Origin of the sequence: Brasilonema sennae CENA114, from assembly GCF_006968745.1 — a bacterium.
In the GTDB taxonomy this organism is placed as follows: Bacteria; Cyanobacteriota; Cyanobacteriia; order Cyanobacteriales; family Nostocaceae; genus Brasilonema; species Brasilonema sennae.
The window spans coordinates 6,771,621-6,789,788 of the sequence record NZ_CP030118.1 but is presented as its reverse complement, the minus strand read 5'-3'; the positions used below and the strand labels follow the sequence as shown (position 1 = coordinate 6,789,788).

The following is an 18,168-nucleotide window of genomic DNA, read 5'->3' as shown; positions in this document are numbered from 1 at the left end:
ATGAGTGCTTTTTGAAATGTCATCTGTTTATAATTAAGCTCTGTAAGCATGAAGCGACTTGAAGTTGTTGCTGATAGTTGAACCCATGAACTTCATAAATGTGTTTCGTAATGCCACACCAAAAGGATGATCTAATTCACCCATTTTCCCTGACCGCAAGGATTGTTCAACGATTAACTTCGTGCGAGGAAACCGCAAGGACTCATACTGTTGGAAAGCAGCTGTCGGATTTGCTTGCTCTTTCAGACACTTAGCGACTACAAAAGCATCTTCTAATGCTGTACATGCTCCCTGTCCCATAGTTGGTAGCATTGGATGTGCAGCATCACCTAACAGTGTAATATTCTGCTTGCTCCAAGATTGAGTCGGGGCACGATCATACAAATTTGTTGTCAGAATATTGGCTTCATCCGTCGTTGTAATTAACTCAGGAACCGACGCAAACCAATCTTGAAACATGGTTTCAAGCTCTTTTTTACGACCAATTGGGGCATCCGGCTGTGCTAAGGGTGCAGTTGCTGCTCCATACCAATACATCCGTCCCTTGCCCAGCATCATGAAACCGAAGCCTTTGCCACGCCCCAAGAATTCCTGAATGTAGCCGGGACGATATCCTCTAGGAACGTAATCTGTTAAACCACGCCAAGTCTTAAAGTTGCGATAGATGGGTGGTTGCTCACCGAGGAGGGCGGTTCGTACGCGCGATCGCAAACCATCAGCCCCAATCAAAGCATCCCCTTCGACTGTTAAGCCAGAACTGAAGTAAGCGTGAACTTTCTCTCTTTCTTGCTCAAATCCAAGGAAAGTTTGTCCTAAAACAAATTTTTCATGCGGTACATTACGCCAAAATAGCTGATGTAATTCAGCCCTATGGATGCCAATAACAGGCAACTCAAAGGTATCAATGGGTATATTAACCAACTCCTTGCCGCTTTGGGAATTGAATTGATAGTTTGTTGTCAGATAGCCAAGGCGCAGCGCCTCCTCCAACAAGCCTAAATTTTTCAGGATGTGTGTCGCATTTGCCCAAAGTGCAATACCAGCCCCTACCTCCCGTAACTCCTTTGTTCGCTCATAGATAACTGGTTCAAAACCAACTCTATGTAGAGCAAGTGCAGTCGCAGCACCGCCAATTCCGCCGCCGATAATGATGATTTTCTTTGGTGTTTGCATTTTTCTTGTCTAATCGACCGACTTGTCAGTTGACTAATTTCTATCAGAACAGATTTTTGGCTCTCTTGTCAACTGACTTTTTGGTCGATAAAAGCTTATAATGAACTCGGCAAAAGCAATACAGGCTATACTAACTGACAACTCTGTTGACGAACTAATGACGAACTAAAAACCGTGGCACGTCAAACAAAAGCTGCAAAGTCTTTGAATACTAAACAAGTCCGAGATGCCGAGGCAACTCAAGCTGTGATTTTGGCAGCAGCCCAAGAGGAATTTGCTCAGCATGGTTTCACCGCCGCTAGGACAGAAGCAATTGCCGCTAAAACGGGTGTGGCAAAGTCAATGATTTATTACTATTTTAAGGACAAGGAAGGCTTGTATCAGGCGGTGTTGGAGCGATCGCACTCAGATCTTGTGCAAACAAGTCTTCAATTAGATTTAGATCATCTTTCTCCTGAAGCTGCCTTGGAGACATTTCTCACAGCATTGCTTGATTGTGTATCGCGCAATCCAAAGTTACCGATGATTATGTTTCACGAAGCAGTGCAAAACCAAGGGCAATATTACAAACGCAGTAGTTCTCTTAATATTGACAAAGTATTAGTCGAAATTTTAGAACGAGGAGTCACCACAGGTGCGTTTCGTAAACTCGATCCTTTCCAATCAGCCATTAACATTATGGGAACTTGCTTATTCTACTTTATTGGCATTGGAAATATTCAGCATTATCCTCAAGGCAAGAGGCTTTTGAGTAAAGCAATGTTAGGACAACATTCTCAAGAGGCGATCGCGTTGATTTTGGCTGGCGTGCGAAAAGCCTGAAAAGCAGCAGAACAAATCGTTATTCAGGATAACCTGTCATATCAAGTCCGGATGATCACTTGTCATTGCGAGCGGAGCGGTAGCGTAGCGTGGCAATCTCAAACCCCTGTGATTGCTGAGTCTCAAGGGGACACGCTGCGCGTTCGCTCTTAGCCTGCGCTTTGCGCTTACGCTCCACTTCGTTCCACTCGCAATGACATATCACAAGTATTTTACCGGAGATTATATCAAATCATTATTTTGCTTCGCTTGTAAAGCTCAAGGTATTCTCAAAGCTCATTAGAATTGCCCTTGGGTGTTTTGGCAAAATTGGATGTTCCTAAATAGAGACACAAGAAAACATTCCATTACGAGGATTACCTTGTGAGAAAATCAGTTTTCTTTCCCTCAAATTCATAACAACCGTTGATACAGTTCCATAGGTGAGTCCATCAAAGATATTTCTCTCTGACTGGCGACATATTGGTAAGTTTCCTTCTTGATCAAGAAGAATTTTTAACATATCAGCTTCATATCGTCCCGATTGAGTGGACGTAAGAGACTTTGCTCGGACAATTCGCGCAGCTGAACTTTCAGTTTCTTCTGGGAAGTCAATCTTTTCTCTTTTTGAAGTGAGAAATCCATTCGTGTGAACAACAACATTATTCACTTCAACTTCGTTTTCATTGAGAGTAAATAATTCGTTCCCAGCAAGTTCAAGATTCACATACCTACCTAAATCATCAGCGATCAGAATGTTACTCATCGTTGCTCGCTCAGCAGCAATGATTGCATGATACGCTTGATTGAGTGAGGTAGAATCTAAAACTTTTCGCAAAAGTATATGTACAGGAATTCCTCCTGTACTTGCTCGACATTTAAGAATGTTGAGACAAACTCCAATACCCGCAGTATTGAAGCCGATTTTGACAAAACCTGGCTCTCCTAAAGCAACAAAGCGGAAACCATCCTGTCGTGTTACATCAAAAATGACAGCTAAGTTTTCAAACTCTTCTACCCAATCCCAATTTTGCCCGAGAATACGACTCTGTTTGAAGTAGATAGAGGTACATTCATTAGGTGCACTAGAGCGAAGTATTTCGGTTCGGGACATGAGCATGACGACTTCCCAAAGTTGTCGCCCTGCGTGAGATGCTATCGCCTCTAGTTCAACAGCATACTCCTGTGAAAATTCTTGAATCCGCTCAAAAAATGCTAACGAAGTCGCCTTGAGCGAAGCATCAGTCCATTGGGCAAAAAGTTTTGCTCTGTAAAGTTCAAAAGCTTTTTCAATGCGGTGACTAAGCTTAGTACCATGTTCTGCTCCGATCTCTTCTGGAGAACCTGTTAAACGAACTAAGGGTAATTTTGCTGTTGGATGTTCTTCAATAAGATTTGGGGGAACAATCTTTAAGCCTTGAGCGGTAAGTAATTCAACAATTGAATTTTGACTTATATCAGGGTGAGGTGACACAACAGTCGTCTCCCACTACATTAGTTTGTATAACAGGACAGAGTTATCAGTTACCAGTTACCAGTTATCAGTTATCAGTTACCAGTTACCAGTTACAACAGAAAATACGGAGGGAGCATCCCAAATATGTAAATTCCCCTCAGACTGGAAGTCTGGACGCCAGGTGCTACCCTGCGGGAAGCCGCCTCCGGCGTCTACAAGCCGGGAAACCCGTCCAACGCAGTGGCTCGGCTATACAAACCAAGTCCCTTCGGGTATCTCCTGCGGAGACGCTACGCGTTCGCCCTTGGCGTACGCTTTGCGCTTACGCAGTCGCCTAGGTCGGGAAACCCTCCTGCAGCGCTGTCTCACCGCCTGCGCGGACTAATACATCTAGCCTGCGGAGGCAGGCTTTGTCTGTATAGCCGCGAATTCTATTCGCCAGGTGTTTTTGCTTTTGTTAACTGTTAACTGTTAACTGTTCACTGTTTTAAGCACCATCGAAGCTCGCCATCTTAATATCAGTGTTGTCCCGGCTGTTAATAATATACCAAGCAACAGACCTTTTAGGCTGAGACTTTTACCGCCGTCAGTTACCAAAATACTTTCCAGTATCACAGAGGGTAATAATATCCCACTCGGAAGCAATAACCTATTAAAAGTTAACTTTCTTTTCGCTAAAGTCGTTAAGAGCGCTAAGCAAAGCCCTAAAGGGATAAAAGTTAGTGCATAATAAAATAATTTCTGCTCTTTCGGAAACCATTCCAAGAGATTCAAAGAATAAGAATTTGATTTATCTATATAAACTTGAACAGTCGCTCCAGAATAAGTGATGATTATATGATGAGAATTAGTATCTGCAAAAACATTAGGAATCGTTAATTTTGTATCAGCCCCGTTTGCTCCAGTCATTGGTGTTCGTATTCGCAAGTCTAAGTCAGTTCCCTGCTGTCCTAGTGTAAAATTGCGATGAAGAGAATCACCTGAAAGTGAGATGATGCGTGCAGGTCCAACCTGAGCGGTATCAGCAGTAGCAACGGTAGTAATTATTGTAAATTGAGAAGTTTCACGTATGCTTTTACTCAATAAACTTACAGGTTCTGTTGTTTTCAGCCAATGGTTGGAACTTAAAACAACACCTTTTTCATCTTTGACATCTGGTGACTGACCTTGGGATAATAGTTCGGGGAGTTGACCAGTACGATCCTGATAAGTTTCTGTTCCACTCAATGAATAGGAAGCTAGCAAAGACTTACCAAAAATTTCACTGTAATTCTTTTGACTAAAAAGTTCTGATACTTCATGCTTAGAAATGGCTTTATCAGCAATATAAACATCTGAAACCTGTCCCTGCCAAGGTCTATCACCTGTTCTCTCATTGCCAATCAAGAGTGGATAGTTCAAAGACCAATTACTCAGATTAGTTGTATTCTGCCAGAGAACAGAAAAAAGAAATGATACAAGTATGTATCCAATAAAGAATACAGTAAGTTTTTTAATAGAATTCTTCTTTCTACTATTTTCTAAACGTATTAAGGTGTAGATAAAGCTTTCCAAATTCCACAGACAAAAGCAGATTAGACCCACTAATCCACCTATAGTATTGTTACAAATATCAGCAGGAGTCGGTGTTCTAGAAGGGAGAAACACTTGCAGAGCTTCAACTGTTGATGATAAGCCAGCACTCAGAAGTATCACTATTATAAATTGATTGATTGGCTTCATCTTCCTTCTCTGTAACAGACTAGCCAAACCGAAACCGAAAGGCGCAAATAGTAAAATATTGTTTACCTGGTCTTTAAAAAAACTGGTGTTATCAAAACTGGCAACAAGGGCTGGTAGCGAAAAACTTTTTGGAAAATGAAAATTAAACGGGTAAAGTGTAGCTATTAACACTATGATAACGCTCAAAGTTATCAGAATTACATCTCCTGGAATACCCAATTTATTAGAAAGGAGGCTAACAATTTTGCGTCTGTTCATAATACTCCACGTTCTTTGTTTTTTTAGGAATCGATAATTGAACTGCTGATGACTGGTAGACGCTTAAATAAGAGTCAAAAACATGTTTGTTAATAAACACTTTTATTCATGTTATTTATTTGTAAAAGTAGGTGTGTAAACAAATGTATTTTTTTTATAAATTTTTAGAAAAACGTCATAAAAATAGGTTTTTGTAAAATTCATATATAGGAATCCGGTTTTTTTTGGTGAGACCAGTGCTGCAGGAGGGTTTCCCTCCGTAGGCATCTGGCGTTCGCCGTAAGGCGTGCGCTCTGCGCACACCCGATAGCCGTAAGGCGTGGCGTTAGCCATAGGGTGAATTGACAAAGTAGAAGTAGGGAACAGAGAACAGAGAACAGGGAACAGGGAACAGAGAACAGGGAACAGAAAGTGTACCTAGCTTCGTCAAAAATCAAATACGAGTCCTATATACTAACTACATTAGGAGATCAGGTTTTTCCAGATTTCAAAGCATCTCGTACCAATCATTTATACTGAGTAAGTTTTATACTTTAAAAGCTTAAGGAAAGGCTATTTAACTCACTTACCTAAGATCTGTGAAGGCAACTTGACAAAGAAACTAGTTATACCGTATTGTGGTAAGTATTTCGCAAAATGAGGCGAGAGCGAAAAAATTCCCAGGAGTTTGCTAAATGCTTAGAATCTTGAATATGAAATCAATGCCTATACGCTTGCCGATTGTTATTGGTGCAGGATTAGTGATGTCTCTAAGTTTGCACACACCAGTAATATCGAAATCCCCTATAGTCGTAGCACAATCATCAGCCAGAAGTCAAAATGATTCACAGCAATTAAAAACTAATCAGCGTTTGTGGAATCGGCAAAATATTTCGAACTATCGGTATACATTTAGCCGGAGTTGCTTCTGCACAGCCGAAGCAAGAGGACCAGTGATCATTGAAGTGCGTAACGGCAGAACAACTTCTGTGACTTCTGTTGCCACTGGTCAACCAGTTAATCCAGAATTCTTCCAAAAATATGATACAGTTCCCAGGCTTTTTGATGTCATCAGGGATGCGATCGCCAAGAAAGCAGATAGCTTGGATGTCAAGTATAATTCTACACTCGGCTACCCAACTCAAATTAACATTGATTACAAGAGTCAAATAGCTGATGAAGAAGAATATCTGACAATTGAGAATCTACAACAGACTTACTAATAGTGTTTATTCCGCCTTAGACTCGTTCCCAGGTGAAACCTGGGAATCCAAATCGCGCTGCAAAAATCATCTACTATACAATGCTTATAATCTGTCAACTACTTTCTAGTGATGGCAATTTCTTGAGTCTAAGTTATCACAAAAACTCCTTATTGATGGGAGAAAACTTTAAGTCGCTTACACCTGAGATGGGAGTTGTTATTTCTCAAAAAAAGCAATCTGATAAGAGCAAGGGAACTTTCCAAGATATGTTGGAAGTACTTGGAGTTCGTGAAACAGGTCTATTATAAGGAGATCCAAAGCAGTACAATTTGAAAATCCACTTTCATTCATCGGTAAGTACCAATTTGGAGAAATCCTCCTGATTCGTCTTGGCTACTACAAAGCGAGTATTTATTATGGATATGGTGCTGACAAGAATTACTGGCGAGGTAGATGGACTCAAAAGAAAGGTATTGATAGCAAATTAAAATTTCTAAATTCGCCTAATGTCCAAGAAGAAGCAATTCGGGAGGCTTTTGCGGTGTATTGGAAGGATATCAATTATACCCTTAGTAGGCAAGGTCAATCTATAAACAATTATCTTAATCTGAAAAAGACATTTAATAATATTAATTGTTAATAATTATTTGCTCGATTTTGCTCGAAAAACTTAACCTGTCGGGTTTTTCGAGCACTTTTCATAGGCTATAACCCTTGTGAAAACTCTCAAAATTTTATGGACTACACAAGATCTAATTCCAATGCCAATACTCTCCGCACAATCTCGGTAACTTCCGTTGCCATCCTGGCATCAAGTTCTACCACTTCTCGGTTGGGGTCTCTTGGTTGAAGCGCCTTTCCTCCTCGTAAAGCCATAGTAAATGTGAACAGTTTGGCTGGCTTTCCTAATGCTTTTGGACGACTATCTACAAAATGTACGAGTGCAAGGTAGACAGCTTCAGTTCTCTCCCTAGTAGAAGTATTCCCATTGCCGAGTTTTGAGATAATCGCAACAGATTCAAGGTCATTTTGTAAACCCAATACTTGAATGGCTAAATCAGTTAAACGAGCTGAATCTGCTCCCATCGCGGTAATGACAGTTGTAAGACTTTCCCAATTTGCATGTGGTATGCGCGATTGCCTTGGGATGTAATTATGCCAACCCAACATGGATACTATCCTTGTTAAATCATAGGCAGATACCACGTTACACTGCCATCTAGGAAGCTGTTGATCGGCATTCAAAATCACCTTGTTTGTAGTGGTCTCAACTAACTCTGGTTCTTCGATAAAAGGTTTTTTCCCGTATGTACCGCGAAATATCAAGTCCTGATTACCTGTGATGAGTTTAAGCCACTTCTCTAAATCCAGTGGGAGAGAAAATCTCTTGAACATTGCACCCAAGGAATTTGAGGTCGCGATTTTATGTTCATAGCTGACCATATCCCTAGCTAAATCTTGGAAGCGAAAACTATTTTGATTCCCGGATGTGTCTATACCTCTAACACTATAAGAGTCAAAATCTACTTCCGGATTTTTTCTGTTGATGCGAGAAACAAGATTAAGCAACGCAATTATTTTAGTACTACTCCAAAATTCATCGCACGCAAGTGCATTTCTCCCCAACCATTTAGTCTGGAACTTTCGTTGATTATCGAAATTACCAATGCAAACACAGGCTTCTTTAATATCTTCATGAAGAAAAGTTAGACCTTGCTCATTAATGTTAGGAACTTTTCCTATTGCTGGATAAGGACTAAATGTAGCATTAACTTGAGTTCCGCTAACTAGATTTTTACCATTAGGTCTCTGCATTAAACGAGTGGGGTAATCCTTAATTTGTTCAGAGTATGGTGAGGTATTAATACCTTGATACATAAGCACTGGTTTGTCTTCAACACCACCTGCCGTAGCCTGAAGAAATGCTTGATAAATTTGTTCTGGATTGTTTTTAGAGTTTGTTCCCAAGTTGTCGAGTACAACTTTTTGAGCAGAACTTTTCTGTAGTTGATCTCTACCATTCAAACTGTAATCGATGACTTCGGAATAGGTTGTATTGTCTGGTTCTAAATCCAAAGCGGCAAGTAAATTTTTATTAACACCGACCACTGAGCTAGACTGTGCCTGAGCTCGCTGGATACTATTTTTGAAACCGACTAATGTAAACATACTAGTCAGCAAATAGAGTATTTTCCGTCTTTTCAATTTCATGGAATGTTTGTAACTATATACGACTTGAACATCTTTGAGACGTTAGAGCAGCCTCTTACAAGGAGGACTTGATTGAATTGCGAATTTCTTGAACTAGAAGTTGAAACTCACAGCACTTCAAAGTTCCATCTCTAACCCGATGCCACAATTCAAATAACTTTTCTTGTTGTTTTACTAAAGTGTTTCCGATTTTTTTCGATACTCCAGTCTGCTCTGGGATTTTAATGAATTCCCGTTTCAAGTGTGATTTTCCGGAACAAATTTTTATCCGTTCTAGGTCACTATCAAAAACATCACTACTCCACGTCTGGCTTAAACAATGAGTGGGCAGGTATGCTCAGATCTTGCACCTTTCCGTATAACCCTGGGTTTAGTCAAAAACAGTGCAATAAAGCTTTTTCCGTATAACCCTGGGTTTAGTCAAAAACAGTGCAATAAAGCTACAGTCTTTTTCTTGACTTTTATAGGTAAAATAAGGATTTTAGGGTTTTTACTGTGTGTCAAAACAACATCAATATTTATTGGTGCAAGATGTGAGTATGAAAGATTCGTTCAAATAGCGCCACGCTAAACGGTGTGGGTGATGTGCTATTAGCGCCACGCTAAAGGGTTTAGAAGCCGTCTAAACCTCTTGTTGGTAAGCTCTTGATATGGAGATGTTTGGGAGTTATGATATGACGACAAAAGATTTGTTTAATGTCCAAAGTCAAAAAAATAAGCTGGGTTTTATTTTTCAACCCAGCCTAAAAAATATAAACAATTAAAGACTTAAGCTGATAAGTAAGTCAATCTAATTAAACGTAAAATAATCAAAATGAATAAATCCTTCACCACACCTGCTTTCTGCCTTAATAGCTCTATCTTACGTTGTTTAAAGTTGACCTACTTAGCGAATCACTACCTCACAAACTGAGGCATAATTTCAGCAGCGGTGAATAATCCATAGATACCTCGCTGATGTAATCCAACGCCAGCTTTCAGATAACCAAACGCTGGTCCACAGACGTTGGCTGCCATACTGGTTTCATCCCCTAATGTGAAGGTGTGGGTGGAAATTTTACCCTCAAAAGTGCGACCAGTGATTTTAACGTTTGTGCTAATGGGCTTTTTGGGATTGCGGGTATCAACTATGCCACCAACGGTTACGCGATCGCGCCCCACAATTCCTGCTAACTCTAACATCACATCATCAGCGTGTTCCATGTTTTCTAAAGTCAGCACACCATTGGTTTTATCTAGAAGTACTTCTACTTCCTCATCTGTCATTGCCCTAGCAGTTTCCACACTATAACCCGGCATATGGGCAATATCTTCGCGGATGGTGGCGCGGTAAGCCTCCCAGTTCGCGATTCCTACCCCAAAAGTAATTTCCACTCGATGAATTTCGGCGTAGCTTTGGGCGGCTAAAGCTGCGGCTGCTGTTAACAGTCCTGGTGTCGCACCACATCCTGTCATGTAGGTGATTCCTGCTGCTTGCAGTTCTTCTTTCATTCCCAGCAGTTGTTCCACAGCACTGGTGCGTTTAATCGCATCCACCAGTACCCCGCGCCATCCAGATTTGATAAACTGGCGAGCGACAGAGGCAATGAAATCATTGGGGAGATTGGGTAACGCCAGAAAATACCCGTCTACAGGATAAGATTTTTCTATTAAATCCTCAACACTTTGATTTGTTAAAGTTCCAATGGGTTCTAGATAACCTACCGAACCTTGAGATTGATAAGTTGCAATGCATTCTTGAGCGTTTAAACCATCAGCGGCGTAGGCGTAGCCTTGTTTATCTGCCGCTGCTACTAAAAGCATTTCACGTTTTGGGGCGAGTACTTTGGCAGCTGCTTGTCCCAGTCCGCCAAACCCCAGTACTCCTACGCGCATCGCTTTCGGGAGATGAGTAGAACCTGTCACTTGCTCTGCATTCATGATGAACTTTTTAGAATTAGATAACAGCTTATCCTACCGTTTAACAGTTGGGAGTCCTGGTTTGGCTAGTTTTGTAGCTGAGAATTGGATGATTCGGAGAATAATGAGAAAAGTATTCAACAAATCTCACTGTTTTTACACCTCTTTCTCTGAATAATGCTGGTTTTTAGCCGTTTACCCACTGAAATGAAAAGTTGAATTTTTAGCTTGACTAAATTGATATGGTTAAGGGAAACTTACAAATAACAGGTGTAACAACTAATAAGAGTAATAAGTTTTGTTAAGTTTCTGAGATATATATTTTGAGAGATGGAACATTAGTTAACAAATGGCAAATTTGTAGCTAAGGAAAAATGCTGTTTCAGAGGGCTGCATTTGTAGTCAGTTGCTATAGCAGTACTGTCCAAGCCTAGTATTTTGGTTGGCAAAGAGCATGGAGACATTAGAGTTCGTAATTTATCCAGACGGTAGGGTACAAGAAAAAGTCACTGGCATCATAGGTGCTTCCTGCGCTGAAGTTACCGCAGCTATAGAGGCACAGCTAGGACAGGTACTAACTCACGAGCCAAGCTCAGAATATTTTGCGACCATTGTGCAGCAATCGAATGTGGTAAATACGCAAACCACGTTTAGCGATTGGTAAGTTTTCATTCATTGTTTAGTTCATTCATTGTTTAGTTCATTCATTCACAACCGCCATGTCACACTTTAGCCAGATTAAGACCCAAATCCGTAACGTTGATTCCTTGAAGGATGCACTGAGCGATTTAGGTGTAGATTGGAAGCACGGTCCACGTGAGGTACGTGGTTATCGCGGTCAAACTCATAATGCCGAAGTTACCATTGAGCAGGAAAATGGTTACGATATCGGCTTTAAATGGAATGGCAAAGAATACGAACTGGTTGCTGACTTACAATATTGGCAACAAAATTTATCAGTAGAAGGTTTCTTACGGCAAGTTACACAGCGATACGCGTATCATACAGTCGTCAAAGAAACTGCTCGTGTTGGATTTCAAGTTGCTGAACAACAAAAAACTGAAGATGGTTCCATTCGCTTACTTGTACAGCGCTGGAGTGCGTAATGTCTGATTTTTTGCCGTCGCCGGAACAAAGCGAAGATCACCGTTCAGGTTTTGAACCAGAATTGGGGGGTTTTTTACGAGACGCCCCAGAACGTTCTGGTTTGGAACCTGAATTAGGGGGTGTGTTGCGCCAAAAAGGTGTTTATGTAGACGAAATTACCTGTATTGGCTGCAAACACTGTGCCCATGTCGCCCGTAATACGTTTTATATTGAACCAGATTATGGGCGATCGCGTGTTATACGTCAAGATGGCGATTCACATGAGGTCATTCAAGAGGCAATTGACACCTGTCCTGTAGACTGCATCCACTGGGTGAAGTACACCGAGTTGAAAAACTTAGAAGAAGAGCGCAAATATCAGGTTATACCCTTAATTGGATACCAAGTGGACGGAGCAGTTGTTGCTGCCGAACGGCGACGCAAAAAGCAAAGACTAACCCGTAAAAAACCCCGTTATTAAAATTCATTTCATATGACATAGGAGGGTTGGTCAAACCAGCCCTCCTGTTTTTCACTCATGGGGTATCTGATCCACAAGACGCAACATGTCTTGCGGATCAGATACACCAAACGCCAAGCCAAGTCTGAGTTACTCAGTTTCTGAAAAAGTCTGCACCTTGCCGTCAGGACGAAAAATAGCTCTGATTCTTACTGATTGTCCATTTTTATTAGGAGAAACGAAAGGTTCACCAATTAGAGGCATTCCTGTACGATCTACATAATCTCTTGCAGCTTTTCCCATCGGTAAAATTCGCTCAATTGTGCCATCAACACCCACTGACAAACTGTACTCAATGCTTTGTTTCAACCCAGAAGGCGGTTGCCAGCGTTTTTTTAGTGCGTCTCTAGCTTCAGATACTTGAGGTGTGTCAAACAACGTGGCTCCACGAGTTGTACTATTAGTAGCAACTTCTGTAGGAATATTAGCCCTGTTTGCGCGAGCTTGCCGCAATCTAGAAATTAATGCATCAGTACCACTTGGTGTAGATGTGCCTGGTTGTGAGGAAACTGGCTCACGGCTGGCACTTGTGCTTGACAAAGGTGAAGTTCCAAGTGATGAGGTTTCCCCATCTTGGATTGCCTGTCCGTTGGGGAAATTTTTCCCAGGATCTGCTGCTATTCGCGTAGCGTCTTTGGGGGAAGTACCCCGTAGGAGTGAGGCTCCTGTTGGGGTGCTGGAGGTGTTATTTGTGCTAGGCAAATTGTTAGGTGTCGAATTTTTTTGAGCCAATGTAGAAGGAAGCTCACTCTTCGACGTTAATGCTGTGGTGTTAGGCTGTAATTTGGGTTGAAGAGCTATTTCTTGTTTTGGTGCTGTGTTTTGTGGAAAGGTTGAGATGCTTGGAGTTTTTGTTGTTCCACCAGGTGGATTTGTTGTTCCAGGTATGCTCAACGGATTTCCTAAAGGTGTTAGAGGTGCTTTGGCGACATTCCCAATACTAGGAAATGTTTGAGCAACAGAAGGGAATGTGGACTTTACAGATGTTTGAGGTGTAACAGGTACACTAGGCAATGTTTGAGCGATCGATGGAGAAGCTTTGGAATTGGGGACTCCTAAGGTAGATCCAAAGGGTGGTAGTGGCGGGGAAGATAAACTACTACTTGAGGGAGGGAGTGTAGGAACAGCAGTAGATGCGGACAAGTCCTGTGAAGGCGGGGTTTGTAGAGCAATCTTTTGTTCTGTCGAAGTTGGTTTTTTGGCTGTCTGCTGTTGTCTGACACGGTTAGCATACTGCCAAGTTACTGGTGCTAAACCCACAGCTATGACTAGAACTGCTGCAACAGGTGCCCAAGCGGGTATGCCACTCCTCCTTGTAGAACGAGGTGTGAGATTTGGTAGCGCCACGACATCAGCAGAATATTCATCCAAGGCTGTTGCTAAATCGAATAATTGCAGCAGACTCAGTTGAATCACCGGGCCAGATGCTGGATTTGCTAAAGAACCAAGAAACAAATTGTGAGTTAAGTGATCGCTAGGCTTGATTTTTATATCTGCATCGCTTGGGTGAGTAAAGGAGTTTCTCGTAGGAATTTTTTGTGAAGGGGGGTTGTAAAAATTTGTTTGTTCAGTCTGATCAGATACTACAGTTACGTCTTGTGTTCCTGAAAAGTTTGTATCTGAGAAATTTGTCCAAAACCTTTCAGGAGACATTTCCAGGAATTCTTGGACGTAACCTGTCACTACTGCACACAAAGTCTCGAGCTGGTCGCTGTCGCCTCTAATTGCGATTCTCTTTTCCTCTGGCAATCGCGGATCATCAAAGCGAAGTTCAAACTGTAGCTGCTTGAGGACGGATTTACCCATCCACTGAGACAAAGCTGAACTCTGCGCTAAGACTTCTAGCGTGCAGGTGGGCGGTGTATACCGACGGATCACAGAATTTGATACAGGCATGGCAGGAACTGCGAGCAGGATATTTTTGATTTTTGATTTTTGATTTTTGATTTTTGATTTTTGATCACACAATCTCAAATCTCAAATCTAGAATTTGGTTGAACGGTCGATAAGTGCTAGCCACAGACGGCGATGTCCACCAGGACTACTGTAAAAAAGTAAATCTATAAGCAGTTTTAGTGCAAGGTGGGTTAATTCATTAGTGGAGATTGTTGCATCTTCCTCCATCCGCTCTTGATAAGTGTTGCAGAAAGTATCAATATAATCTCCAAGTAAAGCAGCCTGATGAGGTTCGCGGTTGTCTTCCGCCATTTGTTCTAAAAGACCAACAGCACGGCGAATTAATTCTTGGTGTTGTTTGGTAAGGTAACAAGTAATCAGAACAAGTGCCCTAGCTTCCTCCACATCTAGTTTTTTTCGTCCTCCTTGACCTTTACGTAGCGGATTTGATTGGCGCAGTCGCCATAACGCTACACGGTCTGGCACTCTTGACTCTAAATTCAGACTAATTGCCGCTTGTAGCATTGCTTCGGAGCCAATGCCAGTCAATGTTTCTAAAGCTAACAGCACTAAGTCCAGCTGAGTTTTGATATTGTCCCAATGAACTGAGTTTGGGGCTGGAAGCTTTATTAAATCCTCCCACTGAGAAGTCGGAGCGGGTGAATCGGCGGCAGAGTGCATAACTTTTAGCATAGGTGATCAGGCTAGTGAGGGCTGGTGCTGTTACCCATTTTGAAACCAGATCTTAAGGATTAAGGTTGGTTTCCAATCAGTATCAGCCGAAGCCGGGAGCTACAGCTTCTATTACTTTGGTGAACAGCAGAGGTCTTTGTCTTAACTCTATGATGAAAAACTGTTTTGAAAAAAGTATAATCTTAATCAATTGTGCTTTATCTGTCAAACACAAATAACTTTTTTTATTTTTTAGTAACAATGAACATTGGCATATAGATCATCCCTAGTATCCAATCGCTGTTCAAAATAGCCCAATTGTTCACTGGTGATTCTTTTAGTTATACTGTCTATCACAAGAAAAACCCGGATTTTTTCAAAAACCGGTGAGACCAGCGCTGCGGGAGGGTTTCCCTCCGCAGGCGACTGGCGAACCCGAAGGGGTTTCTCTGTTTTGTGATTTTAGTTTTAACCTATGTAAGCAATTGTCACACCAGTACCGCCATCAGCTTGTTCTGCTGCTTCATAACGGCTGACTCTTGGATGTTGCTTTAAGAAAGCGTGAATTCCTTGCCGTAGCTTACCCGTGCCATGTCCGTGAATAATCCATATTGGCCCTGTAGCTTCTGAAATTGCTTTGTCTAAAATGATTTCCGCATCCGCTACTCTACGTCCGCGTATATCTACCGTATTTTTAGACGTGCGAATTGCAGGAGTTTCTGGCAAGGTTGTGATTTTTGGCTCTGGTTTGCTCCTCGTCGCTTCCTTGACAACTGGTTCAACTTTTTGACCATCTAAAGATTCTACGTCTTCTAGTTTCACCGTCATCTTCATGATTCCGAAGCGGACAGTCAACTCTCTATCCTCATCTGGGGCGGTTAAGACTTCTGCTGTTTGCCCGAGTTTGGGTATACGGATGCGATCGCCCACCTTGGGAACAAATCCCACCTTCGGTTTGGGAGGAGGCTCTGGTATAAATTTACTAGCTATCTCTCCTAAAGCTTTTGTTGCGCTTTGAGCATCTTGTCCTGTTGGTTTACCTTGCTGCAAGCGGCGAATCACTTGAGCTATTTCGCCTTTGGCTTGGGCGATCGCCTGCTGCACTGCTACCTCCTGAGAGACACGCAAAGCACGCTCTCTTTCCTGCAATGCTGTGGCTTTTTCGGATACTTCTTTGTATAAACGTTCCGCTTGCTGCAACAAATCCTGTGCTTGTTCTGCTTTGGTTTCCTGACGGCGGCGTTGCGCTTCCAACCCAGCAATCACCTGATTGACTTCATCGGTTGCTCCTCCCAGTTGCGTTTTCGCACTTTCCACAACTGCTAATTTCAACCCCAGGCGTTGGGCAATTGTTAAGGCGTTGGAACGTCCTGGAATTCCCCAAAGTAGACGGTAAGTTGGTGAAAGAGTACTTTCGTCAAATTCTACAGAAGCATTTTCAAATCGGTCATCTTCGTATTTTAGCGCTTTGAGTTCACCAAAGTGAGTGGTCGCAATTGTCAACAGAGCATGGTCTGCGAGATATTGTAGGAGCGATATTGCCAAAGCACTTCCTTCAACGGGGTCTGTTCCTGCACCCACTTCGTCGAGGAGGATTAGGGAGGACGGGGGGAGAGGAGGAGTAGGGGGAGTGGAGGGAGCAGTGGAAGTAGGGGGAGTAAAATTAATGTACATTAACTCTTTTTCTCCCCCATCTTCCCCTACCTCGCCATCTTCCCCTACCTCCCCATCTTCCCCTACTTCCCCTACTTCCCCTACTTTAGAAGCTTCGTCTAGCGCTGATAAAATCCGACTAATGCGGCGGATGTGACCAGAAAAAGTCGATAAACTTTGCTGGAGGGATTGTTCATCACCTATATCTGCCAGCACCTTATCAAACCACGGCAATTCCACTGGTTCCCGTGCAGGCACATATAAGCCGACTTTCGCCATCAATGCTGCCAAAGCTAGGGTTTTCAACGTCACAGTTTTTCCGCCAGTATTTGGTCCGGTAATTGTGACGACTCGTATTTGCGGCTGAACCAGCAAATCAACGGGAATTACGGAATGTCCTTGCTCGTGGTAATGCTGCCACTCCAAAAGCGGATGACGTAACTTCCGTAAGGTAATGGTTTCGTTTTCGTCTCGGTTAATGAAGCGTGGAGGATTTGCTTTTAACCACAAACTATAACGCGCTTTTGCCAATGCCAAGTCCAAGGTAGTAACAATTGCTAACAACTGTTCCAAATCTGGCTTTACAGCTGCGACTTGCTCTGTTAATGTACGACGAATTGCTTCTTCTTCTATTTGCTCTCTTCTGAGCAACTGCCGCAACTGGTTTCCCATTGGGACGATAGAATTCGGTTCCACATACAATGTTGCACCGCTGGTGGAAGTATCGTGGACAATACCGGGTATGGCGTCTTTTTGAGGCGCTTTTACGGGAATAACAAAGCGATCGCCCCTTTGAGTAATGATCTGTTCTTGGACGGCATTCGCTTTTACCTGTAAGATATTTTGCAGTTTTTGGGTGATTTGACTGCGTGATTGCCGTAAGGAAGTGCGAACTTCACCAAGTTTTTGGCTGGCGCGATCAGTGACTTGACCCCTTTCGTCAATACATCTGTGAATTTCTTGTTCTAATTCTGGATAAGTCCGTAAATCAGTAATTAAATCATTGAGTACTGTTAAATCTGGGTGCTTGTCGATTACACGACGTACATTTCTGGTGCCTGCAAGAGTGGTGGCGATCGCCAGCAATTCATCTCCCTGCAAAATTCCTTGCAGTTCGGCGCGTTCTAGGGAATCACCAATATCTTGGATTCCATCAAACGAAAGCCCCGTACCTAGGCGGTTTTCCAGTTCGTAAATTTCTTTTGTTTGTGCTAACAACTGCTCACTTTGGGATTGCGAGCCAGGAATTTGTAGATGGCGTGCAGCAATAGTCCCCAGCTTTGTTGCCGCGAAGGTAGACAAATGCTGGCACAGGCGTGACCATTCAAGTAATTCTAGAGTTTCAGATTGGATCAAGGACTGCTAATCTGACATGGGTTCTAAAATTATTGTAACAATTCTGTTCTCTAAGCGGCTTAACCTTTGCGGCTGAAATTGAGCAACGAACTGGGCTTTCATGCGTTGAACCACAAAATATGAATATTGTCAATAAATAAGAGTGTAAGGGTGTAATAATGTATACCCACTCCCGTTGATCGGTTTGAAGCCAATAGAGTTCAGATAAAGCTAAAAACTAATACTGGCGTAGGTTGGGGAGCCAGCGCGAATGACGGCTTTCCCGACCTAGGCAAGTCTGG

At 42.4% G+C, this 18,168-nt stretch carries 14 protein-coding genes; 5 read left to right on the top strand and 9 right to left on the bottom strand.

Annotated features, from left to right (window positions below; translation table 11 throughout):
• Positions 1-33: 33 nt before the first annotated feature.
• Positions 34-1,173 carry an FAD-dependent oxidoreductase gene (locus DP114_RS28245; protein ID WP_169263346.1) on the bottom strand — a complete coding sequence of 380 codons (1,140 nt, stop codon included), beginning with the start codon at positions 1,171-1,173 and terminating at the stop codon, positions 34-36.
• A gap of 174 nt (positions 1,174-1,347) precedes the next feature.
• Here DP114_RS28245 and DP114_RS28240 point away from each other — a divergent pair, with 174 nt between their 5' ends.
• Complete coding sequence (locus tag DP114_RS28240) at positions 1,348-1,995, top strand: TetR/AcrR family transcriptional regulator (RefSeq protein ID WP_171977704.1); 648 nt, start codon at positions 1,348-1,350, stop codon at positions 1,993-1,995.
• A gap of 319 nt (positions 1,996-2,314) precedes the next feature.
• On the opposite strand, the gene DP114_RS28235 is transcribed toward DP114_RS28240, so the two are convergent.
• The 3 genes from DP114_RS28235 to DP114_RS28225 all read right to left on the bottom strand — a co-directional run bounded on the left by DP114_RS28235 (position 2,315) and on the right by DP114_RS28225 (position 5,743).
• Entirely contained in the window at positions 2,315-3,448 is a 1,134-nt protein-coding gene (locus tag DP114_RS28235; RefSeq protein ID WP_171977703.1) for a C45 family autoproteolytic acyltransferase/hydolase, read from the bottom strand.
• Positions 3,449-3,901: 453 nt separating this feature from the next.
• Entirely contained in the window at positions 3,902-5,410 is a 1,509-nt protein-coding gene (locus DP114_RS28230; protein ID WP_171977702.1) for a VanZ family protein, read from the bottom strand.
• A 111-nt stretch (positions 5,411-5,521) separates the two neighbouring features.
• Positions 5,522-5,743, bottom strand: coding sequence for a hypothetical protein (locus tag DP114_RS28225; RefSeq protein WP_169263350.1), 222 nt, complete (start codon positions 5,741-5,743; stop codon positions 5,522-5,524).
• 341 nt (positions 5,744-6,084) lie between these two features.
• Here DP114_RS28225 and DP114_RS28220 point away from each other — a divergent pair, with 341 nt between their 5' ends.
• Positions 6,085-6,612, top strand: a complete 528-nt coding sequence (locus DP114_RS28220; RefSeq protein ID WP_246162852.1) for a DUF6174 domain-containing protein — start codon at positions 6,085-6,087, stop codon at positions 6,610-6,612.
• A 723-nt stretch (positions 6,613-7,335) separates the two neighbouring features.
• Here DP114_RS28220 and DP114_RS28215 read toward each other — a convergent pair.
• Together DP114_RS28215 and bioU are read right to left on the bottom strand one after the other, a co-directional pair.
• The gene (locus DP114_RS28215; RefSeq protein WP_216669944.1) at positions 7,336-8,763 is read right to left on the bottom strand and encodes a hypothetical protein; all 1,428 of its coding nucleotides are present in this window, start codon (positions 8,761-8,763) and stop codon (positions 7,336-7,338) included.
• Positions 8,764-9,702: 939 nt separating this feature from the next.
• Positions 9,703-10,725, bottom strand: a complete 1,023-nt coding sequence (bioU, locus tag DP114_RS28210) for a (S)-8-amino-7-oxononanoate synthase BioU (protein ID WP_171977700.1) — start codon at positions 10,723-10,725, stop codon at positions 9,703-9,705.
• A gap of 433 nt (positions 10,726-11,158) precedes the next feature.
• On the opposite strand from bioU, the gene DP114_RS28205 reads away from it, so the two are divergent.
• Genes DP114_RS28205 through DP114_RS28195 form a run of 3 tightly spaced genes read left to right on the top strand, consistent with a single transcriptional unit; the run spans position 11,159 to position 12,271 of the window.
• Positions 11,159-11,368 (top strand): DUF2997 domain-containing protein, encoded by a 210-nt coding sequence (locus DP114_RS28205; protein WP_171977699.1) that lies wholly within the window; start codon positions 11,159-11,161, stop codon positions 11,366-11,368.
• Positions 11,369-11,423: 55 nt separating this feature from the next.
• On the top strand, positions 11,424-11,810 hold the full coding sequence (locus DP114_RS28200) for a DUF1257 domain-containing protein (protein ID WP_171977698.1): 387 nt from the start codon (positions 11,424-11,426) through the stop codon (positions 11,808-11,810).
• Positions 11,810-12,271, top strand: coding sequence for a ferredoxin (locus DP114_RS28195; protein WP_171977697.1), 462 nt, complete (start codon positions 11,810-11,812; stop codon positions 12,269-12,271). The genes DP114_RS28200 and DP114_RS28195 overlap by 1 nt, the downstream gene beginning before the upstream one ends.
• Positions 12,272-12,400: 129 nt before the next feature.
• Here the strand turns inward: DP114_RS28195 and DP114_RS28190 are convergent, their stop codons facing one another.
• The 3 genes from DP114_RS28190 to DP114_RS28180 all read right to left on the bottom strand — a co-directional run bounded on the left by DP114_RS28190 (position 12,401) and on the right by DP114_RS28180 (position 17,887).
• Positions 12,401-14,206 (bottom strand): DUF4335 domain-containing protein, encoded by a 1,806-nt coding sequence (locus DP114_RS28190; RefSeq protein WP_171977696.1) that lies wholly within the window; start codon positions 14,204-14,206, stop codon positions 12,401-12,403.
• An 87-nt stretch (positions 14,207-14,293) separates the two neighbouring features.
• Entirely contained in the window at positions 14,294-14,899 is a 606-nt protein-coding gene (locus DP114_RS28185; RefSeq protein WP_169263356.1) for a DUF3038 domain-containing protein, read from the bottom strand.
• A 447-nt stretch (positions 14,900-15,346) separates the two neighbouring features.
• A complete protein-coding gene (locus tag DP114_RS28180) occupies positions 15,347-17,887 on the bottom strand; it encodes an endonuclease MutS2 (RefSeq protein WP_171977695.1) in 2,541 nt (846 codons plus the stop codon).
• Positions 17,888-18,168: the final 281 nt, after the last annotated feature.